Source organism: Streptomyces sp. NPDC040432, from assembly GCF_055595445.1.
In genome coordinates this window covers 107,795-123,641 of sequence record NZ_JBVIVP010000003.1, presented here as the reverse complement: position 1 = coordinate 123,641, position 15,847 = coordinate 107,795, and the positions used below count along the sequence as shown (strand labels likewise).

Here is a 15,847-nt window from a genome sequence, read left to right as displayed (position 1 = left end):
CGGCACCCCCTGGGACCCCTCCGGTCCCGTGCCCCGTGCCGGCCTACAGCTCCTTGCGGCGCTTCCCGCCGTCCAGGGGCTTCGAGCCCTTCGGCGACTTCACCTTGATGCCGACCCCGCCCCAGAAGGCGAGACCGTTGACGATCACGCGCGGTGCCCCGGGTTCCGGTCGGGACTGGGCCCGTCCCTGGTCGAAGCCGCCCATGATCCCGATGCCCCGTACGTCGACTTCCACGCCCGGCGGGACCGTGATCTCGATGCCGCCCATCACGGCAACGCAGGTGATGACGACCTCGCGTTCGGCGAAGTCGGCGTCGCGGAGGTCGATCTCGCCGCCGCCCCAGAAGGCCACCGCGTTGAAGCGGGCGGGCACCGTCCAGTGTCCCTTGCGCTGGAACCCCGACATCACGGCGACGGCCGTGGCGGAGGTGCCCCTGCCCCCGATGCGGGACTGCCAGGACGAGCGTGCCGCCGGGCCGGGGTCGGGGGCGGCGGTCGCGGGGAAGCCCGCGGGGGACTCGCCGGGCACCTGCGGCAGGTCGCGGGTCAGGGGGGCCAGCTCGGCGTACGTCCTGGAGGCGTAGACGGCCTCCAGGCGCTCCTCGAACTCCTCCATGTCGAGCCGGCCCTCGGCGACCGCGTCCCGCAGGCGCTCCACCACCCGGTCCCGGTCTGCGTCGGAGGCCCTCAGCTCCGGCAACGGGGCCCGGTCCGGCGACGCCTTCTCCAGGGACGGCCGTTCCGGCGACGCCGCCCCCGGTGCCGGGGCCTTCTCGGGCAAGGACTTCTCGGGCCGCTCGTCACTCATGTGGACCACACTATGCAGAGATCCGCACCAGTTGAATGGCCCGCCCCGGCAGGTCTCCCCCGGATCGACCCTGAGGCGGGACCCTGACTCAACCCCGACCCGCGTACATCCGCGCGATCACGTCCTCGATGTCGGGTTCGCGCACCGACAGGTCCAGGAGCGGGTAGCGGGCCGCGACCTCGGCCACCAGCGGCGCCGCCGAGGCCCCGGCGGGGAAGGCCAGCCACTGTCGGGGGCCGTCCACCTTCACCACCCGCGCCCCCGCGACCTCGATCGGCGCGATCTCCGCCTCCAGGTCCACCACGAGGGTCCGCTCGCCCGCCCCCTCGGGTCCCGCCTCGTGCAGCCCGCCGAGCGCGCCGTCGTACATGAGCCGACCGTGGTCGATGACCATCACCCGCTCGCAGAGCTGCTCGATGTCCTGGAGGTCGTGGGTCGTGAGGAGGACGGTGGTGCCGAGTTCCTCGTTGAGCTGCTTCAGGAAGCCCCGTACCTTCGCCTTGCTGACCACGTCGAGGCCGATCGTCGGCTCGTCCAGGTAGAGCACCTCCGGATCGTGCAGCAGCGCCGCCGCGATGTCGCCGCGCATCCGCTGCCCCAGCGACAGTTGCCGTACCGGTACGTCGAGCAGTTCGCCGAGGTCGAGCCGGTCGACGCACCGCTCCAGGTTCTCCGCGTAGCGGGCCGCCGGGATCCGGTACATCCGGCGCATCAGCCCGTACGAGTCCTTCAGCGGCAGGTCCCACCACAGCGTGGTGCGCTGCCCGAACACCACGCCGATCCGGTGCGCGAGGCGCATCCGTTCCCGCGCGGGGTCGATGCCGGCGACGCGCAACCGGCCGCCGCTCGGGGTGAGGATGCCGGTCAGCATCTTGATGGTGGTGGACTTGCCGGCGCCGTTCGGCCCGATGTAGCCGACCATCTCGCCCCGCGCGACCTCGAAGCTGATCCCGTCCACGGCCCTGACCTGCCGCTTCTCCCTTCGGATCCAGTTGACGCGGCGGCGCACGTCGAAGACCTTCTCGACGCCGTCCAGTGCGATCAGCGCTTCTGTCATCAGCCCTCAACTCCCCGTGCTGCGGTACGAACGGACACCCGCGCGCCACGCCAGCGACGCGGGCAGGAACACCAGGAAGGCCACCAGCGGGCTCGTGAACGCCACCCACTGCGGCAGGCCCAGCGGATCGGGCCGGCCCAGGACGTACAGGGCGGGCAGCCAGTTGACGAAGGCGAGGGGCACGATGAAGGTGACCCCGCGCAGCAGGTCCTTCGCGAAGACCGTCGGCGGGTACTGGAGCATCGTGCAGCCGCCGTACGTGAAGGAGTTCTGCACCTCGGCCGCGTCCCCGGCGACGAACTGGAAGGCGGCGCCGGCCACCATCACGGCTCCGAAGATCCCCGCCCCGGCCAGGATCATCTCGGGGACCAGCAGGATCCTCCCGGCCGTCCAGTCCACGTCCAGCGCCAGGACGCCCCAGGTCAGCACGCCGAGGCCCTGCATGATCCGACCGAGGCGGCGCAGGGCGAACCGGTCGGCCGCGACCTGCGCGAGCACCGGGACCGGTCGCACCAGCATGGTGTCGAGCGAGCCGTCGCGGATCCGGGACCCGATCCGGTCCGTGTTGCCGAGGAGCAGGTCGGCCAGGCCCAGGGAGGCCGAGCAGGATCCGTAGAGCAGGGCGATCTCGGGGAGCGCGAAGCCGCCGAGCACGTCCACGTGGGAGAACATGATGGCGATGGCGGCGAAGTCGAGCAGGGTGATCGCCCCGTTCCCGAAGGTCGCGAGGAGGAACGAGGTCCGGTAGGTCATGGTCGAGCGGATCCACATCGTGACGATCAGCCCGTAGCCGCGCAGCCCCTCCCACGCCCGGTTGCGGACCGGGCCGTCGAACCCCACGGGCCGGGTGGCCGCCGCGTCCGTGCCGGCGCCCTCGCGCACGGCCGTTCCCGTCACCTCAGCCACCCTGGACCACCACCTTCCGCGTCGCCGCAGCCTGCATCAGCCGGCCCGCGCCCAGGAGGGCCAGCACCCATCCGGCCTGGAACCCGAGCGCCCGTACCGCTCCCCCGGCCCCGGAGTGCGTGCCGAGCAGGACGTCGAGCGGGACCTGGAGCATCGCCGCCCACGGCAGGACCCGCGCCACGTCCCCGAGTTCGCCGGGGAACACCGTCAGGGGCAGCACCATCCCCGAGAAGAAGATGGTCACGACGGTGGCCATCAGGTTGATCCCGGTGCCGTCCAGCAGCCAGAACGCGGCCAGCCCGAGCAGGTACCGGACCGCGAAGCTGACGGTCAGCCCGAGCGCGACGGACACCAGGAACAGCAGCCAGCGCGCCGGGTCGACCGGCAGCGCCAGCTGGAAGGCGAGGGCTCCGGCGACGAGCGGCACCAGCCCGCGTCCCAGCAGTTGGAAGGCGGCCCTGCCGAGGTCCGAGGCGAGCCACCACAGCTGGAGGTCGGCCGGCCGGTAGAGGTCGACGGCGATGTCGCCCGTGCGGACCCGTTCCTGGAACTCGTCCTGGAAGCCGCCCCCGATGAGGGCCCCGGCCGCGAGCAGGGACTGGCTCACCCAGACGAAGGTGAGGGCCTGGGCCTGGTCGTAGCCACCGAGGCCCGGCCGCTCGTCCCACAGGGCGATGTACGTGTACGCGACGATGAAACCGAACACGGTGTTGGTGAACACCCCTGCGGCCGTCGCCGTTCCGTAGGCCGCGTAGCGCCGGAAGCCACCCGCCGCGACGGCCCCGTAGAGCAGCGCTCTCTGACGCACCGTATCCCTCCGTTTTCCACGTCGTTCCTACGTCGGCCAAAGCGCGCGAGCTTAGTGCGGAGGGGCGAGCCACGCGACCGATTTATGCCCGTCCGGCGCGGATGCACCGGCCATCGGGTAGACACCATGAGGTACGGATGTGGACATTTCACACAGCCCCGAGGAGCACCGGCGATGAGCGACCAGTCACCACCACCGGGCTGGACGCCTCGCGATCCGGACACCCCCGGGGGCGTTCCGGCCGAGCCCGTCGTCGAACGGGCTCCCCGTAAGGGTGGTGCCGGCGGACGGCCCGCCGGCAAGGCCGGTCGCAGGCGCACCGGTTGGCGCCGCGTCCTGCCGACCTGGCGCATGGTGCTGGGCGGTCTCCTGCTGATCGGGCTGCTGCTGGGCGGCGCCTTGGTCGCCGGGTACCTGCTGGTCGACATCCCGCCGGCGAACGCGGCGGCCACCGCGCAGTCCAACGTGTACCTGTACTCGGACGGATCGCAGCTCGCCCGTGACGGCGAGGTCAACCGCGTCAACGTGCCGCTGTCCCAGGTGCCGTCGACGGTCCAGGAGGCCGTACTGGCCGCCGAGGACCGGGACTTCCACTCGGCGCGTGCGGTCGATCCGAAGGCCATGGTCCGTGCCGCCTGGAACACCGTCACCGGGAAGGGCAAGCAGTCCGGCTCGACGATCACCCAGCAGTACGTCAAGAACTACTACCTGGGCCAGGAACAGACGGTGAACCGGAAGGTCAAGGAGTTCTTCATCGCGATCAAGCTCGGCCGGGAGAAGTCGAAGGACTACATCCTGGAGGGCTACCTGAACACCAGCTACTTCGGTCGCAACGCCTACGGGATCCAGGCCGCCGCCCAGGCCTACTACGGCAAGGACGTCACCCGGCTGACCACCGCCGAGGGCGCCTACCTGGCGACCCTGCTCAACTCCCCCAGCGCCTTCGACGTCGTCGCGCACCCGCGCAGCCGCGACCGTGCCGTCGCCCGCTGGAACTACGTGCTCGACGGCATGGTGAAGAAGGGCTGGATGGACCCGGCCGAGCGGGCGGCGGCGCGGTTCCCCGAGCCGGGCAGGCTCCGTCCGGCGTCCGGCCTGTCGGGGCAGCGCGGATACCTGGTGGAGGCCGTCAAGGACTACATCACCGAGCACGGGATCCTGGACGACAAGACCCTCGCGGAGGGCGGCTACCGGATCACCACGACGATCGACAAGCGCCGTCAGACCGCGTTCGTCGACGCCGTACGGACCGAAATGGTGGACGACCTCGACCCGGCGGCCCGTCCGGCGGACCGTCTGGTGCGGGCGGGCGGGGCGTCCATCGATCCGGCCACCGGCAAGGTCGTCGCCCTGTACGGCGGCATCGACTACACCAAGCAGTACGTGAACAACGCGACCCGGCACGACTACCAGGTGGCCTCCACCTTCAAGCCGTTCGTCTTCGCGGCGGCCGTGGAGAACGACTCCCGGACCCAGGACGGCCGTCGCATCACCCCGAACACGATCTACAACGGCGACAACGAGCGCCCGGTGGTCGGCGGCCGGATCCGCTTCGCCCCCGAGAACGAGGGGCAGGTGTCGTACGGGAACATCACCGTCAACACGGCGACCGACCTCTCCGTCAACACCGTGTACGCGCAGATGGCCGTGGACGTCGGCGGGGAGAGGGTCAAGCGGACGGCCATCGCCCTCGGCATCCCGAAGAGCACCCCGAACTTCGACGCGGGCCCGGCCATCGCGCTGGGCACCATGCAGGCGAGCGTGCTGGACATGACGCAGGCGTACGCGACCCTCGCCGACCACGGCCGGCGCACCCCGTACACCTTCCTGGAGAAGATCACGAAGGACGGGGACACCATCGGGCTCCCCGACCGCACCCCGGAACAGGTCATCAGCCGGGAGGCCGCCGACACGACGACGGCCATGCTGGTCAGCGTCGTCGACAACGGCACCGGTACGGCCGCTCTGGCGGCGGGTCACCCGGCGGCGGGCAAGACGGGCACGGCCGAACTGGACCGCTCGGCGTGGTTCGCGGCGTACACCCCGGACCTGGTCACGGTGGTGTCGATGATGGGCCAGGACCCGGACACGGGCACGCTCCAGTCCCTCTACGGGGCGTTGGGCGAGCGGCGCATCGGGGGCGGCGGCTACCCGGCGCGGATCTGGGCGGCCTACACGAAGTCGGCCCTGGAGGCCTCGGACCCCGTGGACTTCGAACTCGAACTCCAGCGGGGCGCTTCCCCGCCCCAGCAGCCGGACGTCCCGCAGCCCCCGCCCAACTTCCCCGAGGACCCGGCCACCCCGCCGACGGGCGGTCGGACGGACGGCGGGGACGGCGGTCGGACGGACGGCGGCGGCGATCAGGGCGGCCGGACCGACGGGGGCCGCACCGATGGCGGGCAGACGCAGGGCGGGCAGACGCAGGGCGGGCAGACCCAAGGGGGCCGGACCAACGGCGGCCAGAACAACGGCGGGCAGACCAATGGGGGGCAGACCAATGGGGGGCAGACCAATGGGGGGCAGACCGAAGGCGGGCAGACGAACGGCGGCCAGGATCAAGGCGGCCGGACGGACGGCGGGCAGACGGACGGCGGGCAGACCGATGCCGGTCGGAACGCCGGCGGCGACGCCCAGGGCGGCGTCTTCGGCCGCCGCCCTCCGGCCGACTACCTCGAATGAGACCCGGTCGGGGCCCGCACGGGCCCCGACCGGTCCCACCGGGCTTCCGGTCGGGCCCAACCGGGGTCAGTGGCCGGAGGTGGCCTTCAGCCCGACCACGGCGACCAGCAGCAGGCAGATGAAGAAGATCCGGGCGGCGGTGACGGGTTCCCCCAGCACCGCCATGCCGAGCACGGCGGCGCCGGCCGCGCCGATGCCCACCCAGACCCCGTACGCGGTGCCGATGGGCAGGGTCTTGGCCGCGTAGGACAGCAGCACCATGCTGGCGACGATCCCGGCGCCGGTGAAGACGGACGGCCACAGCCGGGTGAAGCCCTCGGTGAATTTCATGCCGATCGACCAGCCGACTTCGAGCAGACCGGCGACGATGAGAAGAACCCAGGCCATGACAGGCACCTCCGGGACGAGACGGAAACGGGGTGCGTCGTCTTTGCGTCCTGCAACCCGGTACGGCGCGTCTCGTCGGGGGTTCCCCTCCACCGTAGCAAAGGGGCGGCGAAAAGGGCCGGTGACCTCGGCCACCGGCCCTCAGGGGTACTGCGGGACGGGACGCGGGGCCCGGCGGAGGCCTCGTGGGGGCCCGCCGGAGACCCGCAGGATCAGAGGTAGAGCCCGGTGGAGTCCTTGGACCCCTCCAGCCGCTCCGCGGCCACGGCGTGCAGGTCCCGCTCGCGCATCAGGACGTACGTCGCCCCGCGCACCTCGACCTCGGCCCGGTCCTCCGGGTCGTACAGCACCCGGTCGCCGGGCTCCACGCTGCGTACGTTCTGCCCCACCGCGACCACCTCGGCCCAGGACAGCCTCTTGCCCACGGCCGCCGTCGCCGGGATCAGGATGCCGCCGCCGGAGCGGCGTTCGCCCTCGGGCAGGTCGGACTTCACGAGCACGCGGTCGTGCAGCATGCGGATGGGCAGCTTGTCGTGGGTGGTGTTCTCGCTCACGCCCCGAACCTACCCGCCCGGCCCCGCCCCGTCCGCCGGTGGGTGCTCAACGCTTGCGACGCGCCGAGACCACGAGCAGTCCGACCACGCCGGCGGCCAGCAGGGCCACGGGCACGATCCGCTCGATGCGCGGCGCCCCGTCCTCGTGGCGCAGGCCGTCCTTGACGTCGGTGACGAGCCGGTTGACGGCGACGAAGGCCCGTCCGGCGGTCTGGTCGACCGTCGAGGCGACCCTCGCCTTCGCGTCCCCGACGATCGTCTTCGGGTGCATGCGCACGCCGATCTCGTCGAGCGTCTCGGCGAGCTGCTCGCGGCGACGGACGATGTCCGCCTCGATCTGAGCGGGGGTCCTGGCTTCCGGCACCGCGCTGCCTCCGTCGTTGTGTCGTCGTGTCGTCTGTGGCGTGATCCGTCAGGGACAGTCTGTCAGCTCCGTCAGCTTAGGCTCATGACGTACCGATCCCCTCCCGAGGAGACTGTTGAGATGAGCGAGCGACTCCAGCCGGGCGACACCGCCCCCGCCTTCACCCTGCCCGACGCGGACGGCAACGAGGTCTCGCTGGCCGACCACAAGGGCCGCAAGGTGATCGTGTACTTCTACCCGGCGGCCCTGACGCCCGGCTGCACCAAGCAGGCCTGCGACTTCACCGACAACCTGGACGCCCTGGCGACCGCGGGGTACGACGTCATCGGTGTCTCCCCGGACAAGCCGGAGAAGCTCGCCAAGTTCCGCGAGCAGGAGAACCTGAAGGTCACCCTGGTCGGGGACCCGGAGAAGGAGACCCTGACGGCGTACGGCGCCTTCGGCGAGAAGAAGCTGTACGGCAAGACGGTGACCGGGGTCATCCGTTCCACGGTCGTCGTGGACGAGGAGGGCAAGGTCGCGCACGCCTTCTACAACGTGAAGGCGACCGGCCACGTAGCAAAGATCATCAAGGACCTGGGCATCTGACGCGCCCCATTCCTTGGACGCGGCGGCCCGCACCCAACCGGTGCGGGCCGCCGCGCTCATCGGACCCCATGCCCGGCGACCGTCCGGCCATCGACCGTTGCTCCGTACGAGGGCCGTACGCGCGGCCGCGGCGGTCGACCACGTCGACGGCGGCCGGAGCGACGACCGCCGCGGGAACCTGCGACTCCTGTGCCCCAACTGCCCTGCGATCAGCAGCACATGGCGCCGGGAAGGGCGCCCCGACGGGTTCGATGATCCTTGCCGACACTCCTCGACCGTCTGCCGCTATCATTGCAGGCGGCTAGCGGTGGTGGCGCAGTGGTGACGCAGCAGACTTAGGATCTGTGGCCCGTGAAACGGCTTGAGGGTTCGAATCCCTTCCGCCGCACGACAACGGCCTGCGAATCGAAGGCATGATTCGCAGGCCGTTTGCATGTCGGCGTCAGCCCAGCAGTTCCCGGATCACCGGGACCAGGGCGCGGAAGGCCAGGCCGCGGTGGGAGATGGCGTTCTTCTCGGCCGCCGTCAGTTCCGCGCAGGTACGCGATTCGCCCAGCGGCTGGAGGATCGGGTCGTAGCCGAAGCCGCCGCCTCCCTCGGGGGCGTGCCGCAGGGTGCCGAGCAGTCGGCCCTCGACGACGCGTTCGGTGCCGTCCGGGAGGGCCAGGGCCGCCGCGCAGAAGAAGTGGGCGCCACGGTGCTCGTCGGCGATGTCGCCGAGCTGCGCGAGCAGCAGGTCGAGGTTGGCCCGGTCGTCGCCGTGGGAGCCGGCCCAGCGGGCGGAGAAGATGCCGGGCGCGCCGTTCAGGACGTCGACGCACAGGCCGGAGTCGTCGGCGACGGCCGGCAGGCCGGTGGCGCGGGCGAGGGCGTGGGCCTTGAGGAGCGCGTTCTCGGCGAAGGTGACGCCGGTCTCCTTGACGTCCGGGATGTCCGGGTACGCGTCCGCGCCGACCAGCTCGTGCGGCAGGCCGGCGTCGGACAGGATGGCGCGGAGTTCGGTGACTTTGCCCGCGTTGCGGGTGGCCAGGATCAGGCGGCTGGGCGTCGAGGTCATGCCCTCATTATTCCGGGCCGCCGGGCGGCTCAGCCCGGGGTGCAGACCTTGGAGATCTCCGAGGCGGCGTCGGCGACGGGCTTGATGTCCGGGTTGACGTTGCCGCTCTCCAGGGAGGTGCGGACGTTCTCCACGGCCGTGGTCATCGAATCGATGGCCTTGCCCAGGTCGGCGTTCTCGGTCTGGTCGCCGATCTTCTTCAGGCTCGCGTCGATCGAGTTCAGCGCGTTCTGGGCGTCCTGCGGGCTGTTGCCGGCCTGCGAGACCGCCTGCTGGAGGTCGTTGGCGCTGTCCGCGATGGCCACCGCCGTGTTGGCACAGTCCATCGCGGTGGAAATGGCGTCGCAGGAGGTCAGGGCCGGGACGGTGAGGGCGGCGGCGAGCACCACGGCGGCTATGCGGAACTTCGGCTTCATTTCGGGGTCCCCCCACGGGTCGGATATGTGGACGGGCGCACGGCTGTGACCCCGTGCGCCCGTACTTGCTCGGACGCGGCTGCGCGCCCGGTGGTTCTGCGCGGACCAGGGCCTGTCGTCAGAGTCCCGTCGTCGCCCGCGAGGCAGACGGGAGTTCGACGACAGGTCCTACGGAGCCTGCAGCTCCAGCGCGCCGAGCTGGAGGGCTTCCAGGTCGGCGCAGCCTCCGGTGGCGAGGTCGAGGAGGGCGTTGAGTTCCTTGCGGTCGAAGGGCTCGCCCTCGGCGGTGCCCTGGACCTCGACGAAGCGGCCGTCCCCGGTGCAGACGACGTTCATGTCGGTCTCGGCGCGGACGTCCTCCTCGTAGCAGAGGTCGAGGAGCGGGACGCCGTCGACGATGCCGACGCTGACGGCGGCGACGGTGTCGGTGAGCGGCTTGCGTCCGGCCTTGATCAGCTTCTTCTTCTGGCCCCAGGCGACGGCGTCGGCGAGGGCGACGTAGGCGCCGGTGATGGCGGCGGTGCGGGTGCCGCCGTCGGCCTGGAGGACGTCGCAGTCCAGGACGATGGTGTTCTCGCCGAGGGCCTTGTAGTCGATGACCGCGCGCAGCGAGCGGCCGATGAGGCGGGAGATCTCGTGGGTGCGGCCGCCGATCTTGCCGCGGACGGATTCGCGGTCGCCGCGGGTGTTGGTGGAGCGCGGCAGCATCGAGTACTCGGAGGTGACCCAGCCTTCGCCGCTGCCCTTGCGCCAGCGCGGGACGCCTTCGGTGAAGGAGGCGGTGCAGAACACCTTGGTGTCACCGAAGGAGATGAGGACGGAGCCCTCGGCGTGCTTGCTCCATCCGCGTTCGATGGTGACCGGGCGGAGCTGTTCGGGCGTGCGGCCGTCGATGCGAGACATGGCTGTGAGCCTAGTCGGTGCGGGGATGCGGGAGGACCCCGTCCGGGTCGGTCCGGGACGGGGTCCTGTCGTGGGTGCGGCGGCCGTGCGGTGACGCCGGCGAGCGGCGTGCGGTGCGCCGGCCGGCGCGGAGCCGGGTGGGCTCAGCTCACATCATGTCCTCGATGTCGGCGGCGATCGGGTCGGCGTCGGTGCCGATGACGACCTGGATCGCGGTGCCCATCTTGACGACGCCGTGCGCGCCCGCGGCCTTCAGGGCGGCCTCGTCGACCTTGCTCGGGTCGATGACCTCGGTGCGCAGGCGGGTGATGCAGCCCTCGACCTCTTCGATGTTCTCGATGCCGCCGAGCCCGGCGACGATCTTCTCAGCCTTGGTGGCCATGTGTTTCTCCCTGAGTGGTTCGAAGAACGAGTCTCGGCGGCCGTAACCAGCGTCGTCCGCTTCGTCACGGTAACTCACGGTTGGCCTATCTACACGGGCGCGTGCCCTGTAGCTGCCGAATGATGACCATCAGCAGCAGCCTGCCCACCAACTGGTCTACACCAGTGTGCCGCAAGTGTTGCGACTGCCAAAAACGGGCCGGGTCAGGGAGGACGCGATGAGCGCCAGCAGTGCCGCGACGGTGCCACAGCCGAAGTGGTGGAACGGCTTGTTCCAGGGCCTGCAGAAGATGGGGCGGAGCCTCCAGCTCCCGATCGCCGTCCTTCCCGCGGCGGGCATCCTGAACAGGCTCGGCCAGCCCGACGTGTTCGGCAAGGACGGGCTCGGCTGGAACAACGTCGCCAAGGTCATGGCCTCCGCGGGCGGGGCCCTCCTCAACGCGGACCTCGGCCTCCCCCTCCTCTTCTGCATCGGCGTCGCGATCGGCATGGCCAAGAAGGCGGACGGCTCCACGGCCCTCGCCGCGGTGGTCGGCTTCCTCGTCTACCGCGCGGTGCTGCGCGCCTTCCCGAATGCCTGCCCGACGGACACGAGGGACATCGGGGGCGGCTGCCTGGGGCCGGACTACACCTTCGCCGAGTACACCTTCCAGAACCCCGGGGTGTTCGGCGGCATCATCATGGGCCTGCTGGCCGCCTGGTTCTGGCAGCGCTACCACCGGGTGAAGCTGGTCGACTGGCTGGGCTTCTTCAACGGGCGCCGGCTCGTCCCGATCATCATGACCTTCGTCGCCATCGCCTTCGCCGTCCTGTGCCTGTGGGTCTGGCCGCCGATCGGTGACGCGCTGGAGGCCTTCTCCGACTGGCTGGTGGGGCTCGGCTCCTGGGGCGCCGGCATCTTCGGCATCGCGAACCGCGCCCTGCTGGTGATCGGCCTGCACCAGTTCCTGAACGTGCCGGTGTGGTTCCAGTTCGGCAGCTTCACGACGCCGGACGGAGCCGTGGTCCACGGCGACATCCCGATGTTCCTGGCCGGCGACCCGAACGCGGGACAGTTCCTGTCGGGCTTCTTCCCCATCATGATGTTCGCCCTCCCGGCCGCGGCCCTGGCCATCACCCACTGCGCGAAGCCGCTGCGCCGCAAGGAGGTCGGCGGCCTGATGCTGTCGGTCGGCCTGACCTCGTTCGTCACGGGCATCACCGAACCGCTGGAGTACTCCTTCCTCTTCGTGGCGCCGGCGCTGTACGCGATCCACGCCGTCCTGACGGGCGCGTCGATGGCGGTGACGTGGGCGCTGGGCGTGCACGACGGCTTCAGCTTCTCCGCCGGCCTGATCGACTACGTCATCAACTGGAGCCTGGCGACGAAGCCCTGGATGATCATTCCGATCGGCCTGTGCTTCGCCGTCGTCTACTACGCCGTCTTCCGCTTCGCCATCACCAAGTTCGACATCCCGACCCCGGGGCGCGAGTCGGACGAGGAGATCGCCGCCATGCAGTCGGAGAACACCAAGGCGTAGCCAAGCCGTTATGGAGGCGCGGCCGGGCGGCCGGGCCCTTCGACCCGGCCGGTGGAGGCCCTCGGATCCCAGGATCCGGGGGCCTTCGTCACGTCCGGAGGGCCGGCGTTCCGGATGGCGGACCGACTCGGGGCGAGTGTGGCGTAGACCACTAGAAATTGAAGGTTCCTTATCTAACCCTCACCGTGTTACAACTGGTCTACACCACCTATTGGTGTAGACCACGCGTGGCTCGATCCGGCCCCCGCGGTCCCCCTTTCCGAGACGTCGCCAACCCCCTTTTCTTGCCCTGGCAGCGCCTTGTCCACTGGAGGAAGTCCATGTCCACAGCCACCGCTGCTGAGGAAAAGAAGAAGGGCGCTGGCGTGATGGCCGTCATGCAGCGCATCGGCCGGAGCCTCATGCTCCCCGTTGCCGTGCTGCCTGCCGGCGCGCTCCTGCTCCGCCTGGGCGCGGACGACATGCTCGGGGACAAGGACGTCTTCCCGACGTTCATCCTCAAGATCGCCGGATACATGGCCGCCGGTGGTGGCGCGATCCTCGACAACATGGCGCTGCTGTTCGCCGTCGGCATCGCGATCGGCTTCGCGAAGAAGTCGGACGGCTCGACCGCCCTCGCCGCGGTCACCGGTTACCTCGTCTTCAAGGCGGTGCTCGCCACCTTCACCGACAGCAACCTGCCCCAGGTCGCCAAGGTCGTCGGCGGGAAGATCGTCAACGTCGACGCCCCGGTCAACGCCGGTGTGCTCGGCGGTGTCGTGATGGGTGTCATCACCGCGCTGCTCTACCAGAAGTTCTACCGGACCAAGCTGCCGGACTGGGCGGGCTTCTTCGGCGGTCGCCGCCTCGTCCCGATCCTCTCCGCCCTCGCGGGTCTCGTCACCGGCATCGTCTTCGGTCTGATCTGGCCGGTGCTCGGCACGGGCCTGCACAACTTCGGTGAGTGGCTGACCGGTTCGGGCGCCGTCGGCGCGGGCATCTTCGGTGTCGCCAACCGTGCGCTGATCCCGATCGGCATGCACCACCTGCTGAACTCCTTCCCGTGGTTCCAGGCCGGCTCCTTCGACACCCCCAACGGCGCCGTCCACGGCGACATCGGTCGCTTCCTCGCCGGTGACCCGACCGCCGGACAGTTCATGACCGGCTTCTTCCCGATCATGATGTTCGCCCTCCCGGCGGCCTGCCTCGCGATCGTCCACTGCGCCCGCCCCGAGCGCCGCAAGGTCGTCGGCGGCATGATGTTCTCCCTCGCGCTCACCTCCTTCGTCACCGGTGTGACCGAGCCGATCGAGTTCACCTTCATGTTCATCGCCCCGGTGCTGTACGCGATCCACGCGGTGCTGACCGGTGTCTCCCTCGCCCTCACCTGGGCCCTGGGCATGCGGGACGGCTTCGGCTTCTCCGCCGGCCTCGTCGACTTCCTGCTGAACCTCGGCATCGCGGAGAAGCCGTGGATGCTGGCGGGCGTCGGCCTCTGCTTCGCGGCGGTCTACTACTTCGTCTTCCGCTTCGCGATCACCAAGTTCAACCTCCCGACGCCGGGCCGCGAGTCCGACGAGGAGCTCGCCGAGCTGCAGAAGGCCGAGGCCAAGTAAGCACCCCGCACGACGCGACGGAGCCCCCGCTCCCCCGGAAGGGAGGGCGGGGGCTCCGTCGTGCCGAGGCCTCCTGCAGACGCTCTCAGACCTCGTAGACGGCGCCCGCGTACGCGAGGTCGACCCGACCGTCGTAGACCGCGCGGGCGTCCGCGAGGTTCTGCTCGGCGTCCGTCCACGGCGGGATGTGGGTCAGGACCAACCGGCCGACCCGACCCGCGCTCGCGTACTCCCCGGCCTCCCGGCCGTTGAGGTGGAGGTCGGGGATGTCCTCCTTGCCGTGCGTGAAGGACGCCTCGCACAGGAACAGGTCGACGCCGTCGGCCAGCGCCCCGAGCTCGGGGCAGACCCCGGTGTCCCCGGAGTACGTCAAGGACCGCCCCCCGTGCTCGACGCGGATCGCGTACGACTCCACCGGGTGGCAGACCTTCTCGGTGCGCACGGTGAACGGCCCGATCTCGAACGCGGCCGACTTCAGCGTCCGGAAGTCGAAGACCTCGCTCATCGAGCTCGCGTCGGGGACGTCCTCGTAGGCGGTCGTCAGGCGCTGTTCGGTGCCCTCGGGGCCGTAGACGGGGATGGTGCCGCAGCGACCGCCCTCGTGGCGGTAGTAGCGGGCGACGAAGTACGCGCACATGTCGATGCAGTGATCGGCGTGCAGATGGCTCAGGAAGATCGCGTCGAGGTCGTAGAGACCGCAGTGGCGCTGGAGCGCGCCGAGCGAGCCGTTGCCCATGTCGAGGAGCAGCCGGAAGCCGTCGGCCTCGACGAGGTAGCTCGAACAGGCCGATTCCGCGGACGGGAACGACCCCGAGCAGCCGACGACGGTGAGCTTCATGGAGCGTGAACCTCCGTGGACGGTCCGTGGACGGAATGCGGGCCGTGCGTGGGTCGAGCGTAAGGCGCGAAACCTCAGGTCGCTCCTCCGCGGCAGGCCGTTGTGGGGGGAATCACCTGTCCTGTCACCCGGGGGAGCGAAGGCGGGTACGGGCGTTGCCGCGCCGGGCGCCCCGTGCGCGACTACGGTCGGAACATGGACACGTCCTGGTGGCCCGCGCTCGCGGCGGTGGTCGCCGTGGCGCTGGTGGTGGTGCTGCCGCGGCGGGTCCTGGGCGTCCGCGACGGCACGCCGACGATCCCGCCGCACGGCCCGGGGCCGCCCCCGCCGGTGCGGACGGGCGAGCTGTGGGCCCTGGTGGACGGCCGGTCCTGCCTGGTCCTGGCCGTGCGGGCGCACCGGGGGCGGGCCCGGATCGCCTGGATCACCGGGAAGTACGACGACCGTCGGCCCGGGGTGATCCCGCTGCCGCCCGGTGTGGTGGGCCGGCAGGGGCGGGGCGCCTTCCTGGAGGCGGACCGGCCGGCGGAGGTGTCGTTGTGGGAGTTCCGCACCCGGCTGGGGACACTGGACCCGACGGTGTGGGACGAGGTCAAGGGACTCGGAGGTGGTGCGGGGTGATCCGGTTGCGGCGCGTCTACGATGCCCCCGATCCGGAGGCGGACGGCGTACGGGTCCTCGTGGACCGGCTCTGGCCGCGCGGGCTGTCGAAGGCGGCGGCCGAGGTCGATGAGTGGCCCCGGCCCCTGACCCCGTCGGCGGACCTGCGCAAGTGGTTCCACGCCGGGGGCTCCCCGGAGGAGTTCCGGCAGCGCTACGAGGCGGAGCTGGGCGTGCCGGGCGCGGTCGCGGAACTGGAGCGGCTGCGCGACCTGGCCCGGACGGGCCCCCTCACCCTGCTGACCGCGGTCCGGGACCCGGCGACGAGCCACGCCGCCGTCCTCGCCGAACTGCTGGCGCACGCCCCCTGACCCCGCCGGGCGGGC

Annotated in this window: 18 protein-coding genes, 1 tRNA gene, 1 pseudogene and 1 riboswitch; of the genes and pseudogenes, 8 read left to right on the top strand and 12 right to left on the bottom strand. The window is 70.8% G+C overall.

What is annotated here, in order from left to right:
• Positions 1-43: 43 nt before the first annotated feature.
• From ACZ58N_RS07830 to ACZ58N_RS07815, 4 genes are all read right to left on the bottom strand, one after another.
• Positions 44-730 (bottom strand): DUF1707 SHOCT-like domain-containing protein, encoded by a 687-nt coding sequence (locus ACZ58N_RS07830; RefSeq protein ID WP_471157544.1) that lies wholly within the window; start codon positions 728-730, stop codon positions 44-46.
• A gap of 166 nt (positions 731-896) precedes the next feature.
• Entirely contained in the window at positions 897-1,865 is a 969-nt protein-coding gene (locus ACZ58N_RS07825) for an ABC transporter ATP-binding protein (RefSeq protein WP_471156847.1), read from the bottom strand.
• Positions 1,866-1,871: 6 nt separating this feature from the next.
• Entirely contained in the window at positions 1,872-2,762 is an 891-nt protein-coding gene (locus tag ACZ58N_RS07820) for an ABC transporter permease (protein WP_471157542.1), read from the bottom strand.
• A 1-nt stretch (position 2,763) separates the two neighbouring features.
• Positions 2,764-3,579 (bottom strand): ABC transporter permease, encoded by an 816-nt coding sequence (locus ACZ58N_RS07815; RefSeq protein ID WP_471156844.1) that lies wholly within the window; start codon positions 3,577-3,579, stop codon positions 2,764-2,766.
• Between the two features lie 174 nt (positions 3,580-3,753).
• Here ACZ58N_RS07815 and ACZ58N_RS07810 point away from each other — a divergent pair, with 174 nt between their 5' ends.
• Positions 3,754-6,258 (top strand): transglycosylase domain-containing protein, encoded by a 2,505-nt coding sequence (locus ACZ58N_RS07810; RefSeq protein ID WP_471156841.1) that lies wholly within the window; start codon positions 3,754-3,756, stop codon positions 6,256-6,258.
• 66 nt (positions 6,259-6,324) lie between these two features.
• Here ACZ58N_RS07810 and ACZ58N_RS07805 read toward each other — a convergent pair whose 3' ends face one another.
• The 3 genes from ACZ58N_RS07805 to ACZ58N_RS07795 all read right to left on the bottom strand — a co-directional run bounded on the left by ACZ58N_RS07805 (position 6,325) and on the right by ACZ58N_RS07795 (position 7,563).
• Positions 6,325-6,645: a DMT family transporter gene (locus tag ACZ58N_RS07805; protein ID WP_266947600.1), complete on the bottom strand. Its 321-nt coding sequence runs from the start codon at positions 6,643-6,645 to the stop codon at positions 6,325-6,327.
• A gap of 31 nt (positions 6,646-6,676) precedes the next feature.
• Positions 6,677-6,755: riboswitch (guanidine-III (ykkC-III) riboswitch) on the bottom strand.
• A gap of 102 nt (positions 6,756-6,857) precedes the next feature.
• Positions 6,858-7,199: a GroES family chaperonin gene (locus ACZ58N_RS07800; RefSeq protein ID WP_362880373.1), complete on the bottom strand. Its 342-nt coding sequence runs from the start codon at positions 7,197-7,199 to the stop codon at positions 6,858-6,860.
• A gap of 46 nt (positions 7,200-7,245) precedes the next feature.
• Positions 7,246-7,563, bottom strand: a complete 318-nt coding sequence (locus tag ACZ58N_RS07795) for a DUF3618 domain-containing protein (RefSeq protein ID WP_362880375.1) — start codon at positions 7,561-7,563, stop codon at positions 7,246-7,248.
• A gap of 120 nt (positions 7,564-7,683) precedes the next feature.
• On the opposite strand from ACZ58N_RS07795, the gene bcp reads away from it, so the two are divergent.
• The 3 genes and pseudogenes from bcp to ACZ58N_RS07780 all read left to right on the top strand — a co-directional run bounded on the left by bcp (position 7,684) and on the right by ACZ58N_RS07780 (position 8,539).
• Positions 7,684-8,151 (top strand): thioredoxin-dependent thiol peroxidase, encoded by a 468-nt coding sequence (gene bcp / locus ACZ58N_RS07790; protein ID WP_319193606.1) that lies wholly within the window; start codon positions 7,684-7,686, stop codon positions 8,149-8,151.
• A gap of 133 nt (positions 8,152-8,284) precedes the next feature.
• Positions 8,285-8,476: pseudogene (locus ACZ58N_RS07785) on the top strand (hypothetical protein); the annotation flags it as partial.
• Positions 8,456-8,539: transfer RNA gene (locus tag ACZ58N_RS07780), tRNA-Leu, on the top strand. The pseudogene ACZ58N_RS07785 and the gene ACZ58N_RS07780, both read left to right, overlap by 21 nt.
• Before the next feature lie 54 nt (positions 8,540-8,593).
• On the opposite strand, the gene rdgB is transcribed toward ACZ58N_RS07780, so the two are convergent.
• From rdgB to ACZ58N_RS07760, 4 genes are all read right to left on the bottom strand, one after another.
• Complete coding sequence (rdgB, locus tag ACZ58N_RS07775; protein ID WP_453439978.1) at positions 8,594-9,208, bottom strand: RdgB/HAM1 family non-canonical purine NTP pyrophosphatase; 615 nt, start codon at positions 9,206-9,208, stop codon at positions 8,594-8,596.
• A gap of 29 nt (positions 9,209-9,237) precedes the next feature.
• Positions 9,238-9,624, bottom strand: coding sequence for a hypothetical protein (locus tag ACZ58N_RS07770; RefSeq protein WP_471156836.1), 387 nt, complete (start codon positions 9,622-9,624; stop codon positions 9,238-9,240).
• Positions 9,625-9,792: 168 nt separating this feature from the next.
• Positions 9,793-10,527 (bottom strand): ribonuclease PH, encoded by a 735-nt coding sequence (rph, locus tag ACZ58N_RS07765; RefSeq protein ID WP_471156833.1) that lies wholly within the window; start codon positions 10,525-10,527, stop codon positions 9,793-9,795.
• 148 nt (positions 10,528-10,675) lie between these two features.
• Positions 10,676-10,987: a PTS sugar transporter subunit IIB gene (locus ACZ58N_RS07760; protein ID WP_281208483.1), complete on the bottom strand. Its 312-nt coding sequence runs from the start codon at positions 10,985-10,987 to the stop codon at positions 10,676-10,678.
• A gap of 139 nt (positions 10,988-11,126) precedes the next feature.
• Between ACZ58N_RS07760 and ACZ58N_RS07755 the strand changes: the two genes are divergently transcribed.
• Both ACZ58N_RS07755 and ACZ58N_RS07750 read left to right on the top strand, forming a co-directional pair.
• Entirely contained in the window at positions 11,127-12,428 is a 1,302-nt protein-coding gene (locus tag ACZ58N_RS07755) for a PTS transporter subunit EIIC (protein ID WP_471156829.1), read from the top strand.
• A 320-nt stretch (positions 12,429-12,748) separates the two neighbouring features.
• Positions 12,749-14,023, top strand: coding sequence for a PTS transporter subunit EIIC (locus ACZ58N_RS07750; protein WP_471156826.1), 1,275 nt, complete (start codon positions 12,749-12,751; stop codon positions 14,021-14,023).
• 85 nt (positions 14,024-14,108) lie between these two features.
• On the opposite strand, the gene ACZ58N_RS07745 is transcribed toward ACZ58N_RS07750, so the two are convergent.
• The gene (locus tag ACZ58N_RS07745; RefSeq protein ID WP_471156824.1) at positions 14,109-14,861 is read right to left on the bottom strand and encodes an MBL fold metallo-hydrolase; all 753 of its coding nucleotides are present in this window, start codon (positions 14,859-14,861) and stop codon (positions 14,109-14,111) included.
• Positions 14,862-15,056: 195 nt separating this feature from the next.
• Between ACZ58N_RS07745 and ACZ58N_RS07740 the strand changes: the two genes are divergently transcribed.
• Both ACZ58N_RS07740 and ACZ58N_RS07735 read left to right on the top strand, forming a co-directional pair.
• Complete coding sequence (locus ACZ58N_RS07740) at positions 15,057-15,482, top strand: hypothetical protein (RefSeq protein ID WP_471156821.1); 426 nt, start codon at positions 15,057-15,059, stop codon at positions 15,480-15,482.
• Positions 15,479-15,832 carry a DUF488 domain-containing protein gene (locus tag ACZ58N_RS07735; protein ID WP_471156818.1) on the top strand — a complete coding sequence of 118 codons (354 nt, stop codon included), beginning with the start codon at positions 15,479-15,481 and terminating at the stop codon, positions 15,830-15,832. The genes ACZ58N_RS07740 and ACZ58N_RS07735 overlap by 4 nt, the downstream gene beginning before the upstream one ends.
• Positions 15,833-15,847: the final 15 nt, after the last annotated feature.

Bases quoted from the DNA above. Each gene is read 5' to 3' on its own strand.
- ACZ58N_RS07825 (WP_471156847.1), bottom strand. From the start codon at position 1,865: ATGACAGAAGCGCTGATCGCACTGGACGGCGTCGAGAAGGTCTTCGAC.
- ACZ58N_RS07810 (WP_471156841.1), top strand. From the start codon at position 3,754: ATGAGCGACCAGTCACCACCACCGGGCTGGACGCCTCGCGATCCGGAC.
- ACZ58N_RS07805 (WP_266947600.1), bottom strand. From the start codon at position 6,645: ATGGCCTGGGTTCTTCTCATCGTCGCCGGTCTGCTCGAAGTCGGCTGG.
- bcp (WP_319193606.1), top strand. From the start codon at position 7,684: ATGAGCGAGCGACTCCAGCCGGGCGACACCGCCCCCGCCTTCACCCTG.
- rdgB (WP_453439978.1), bottom strand. From the start codon at position 9,208: ATGACCTCGACGCCCAGCCGCCTGATCCTGGCCACCCGCAACGCGGGC.
- ACZ58N_RS07770 (WP_471156836.1), bottom strand. From the start codon at position 9,624: ATGAAGCCGAAGTTCCGCATAGCCGCCGTGGTGCTCGCCGCCGCCCTC.
- rph (WP_471156833.1), bottom strand. From the start codon at position 10,527: ATGTCTCGCATCGACGGCCGCACGCCCGAACAGCTCCGCCCGGTCACC.
- ACZ58N_RS07755 (WP_471156829.1), top strand. From the start codon at position 11,127: ATGAGCGCCAGCAGTGCCGCGACGGTGCCACAGCCGAAGTGGTGGAAC.
- ACZ58N_RS07750 (WP_471156826.1), top strand. From the start codon at position 12,749: ATGTCCACAGCCACCGCTGCTGAGGAAAAGAAGAAGGGCGCTGGCGTG.
- ACZ58N_RS07745 (WP_471156824.1), bottom strand. From the start codon at position 14,861: ATGAAGCTCACCGTCGTCGGCTGCTCGGGGTCGTTCCCGTCCGCGGAA.
- ACZ58N_RS07740 (WP_471156821.1), top strand. From the start codon at position 15,057: ATGGACACGTCCTGGTGGCCCGCGCTCGCGGCGGTGGTCGCCGTGGCG.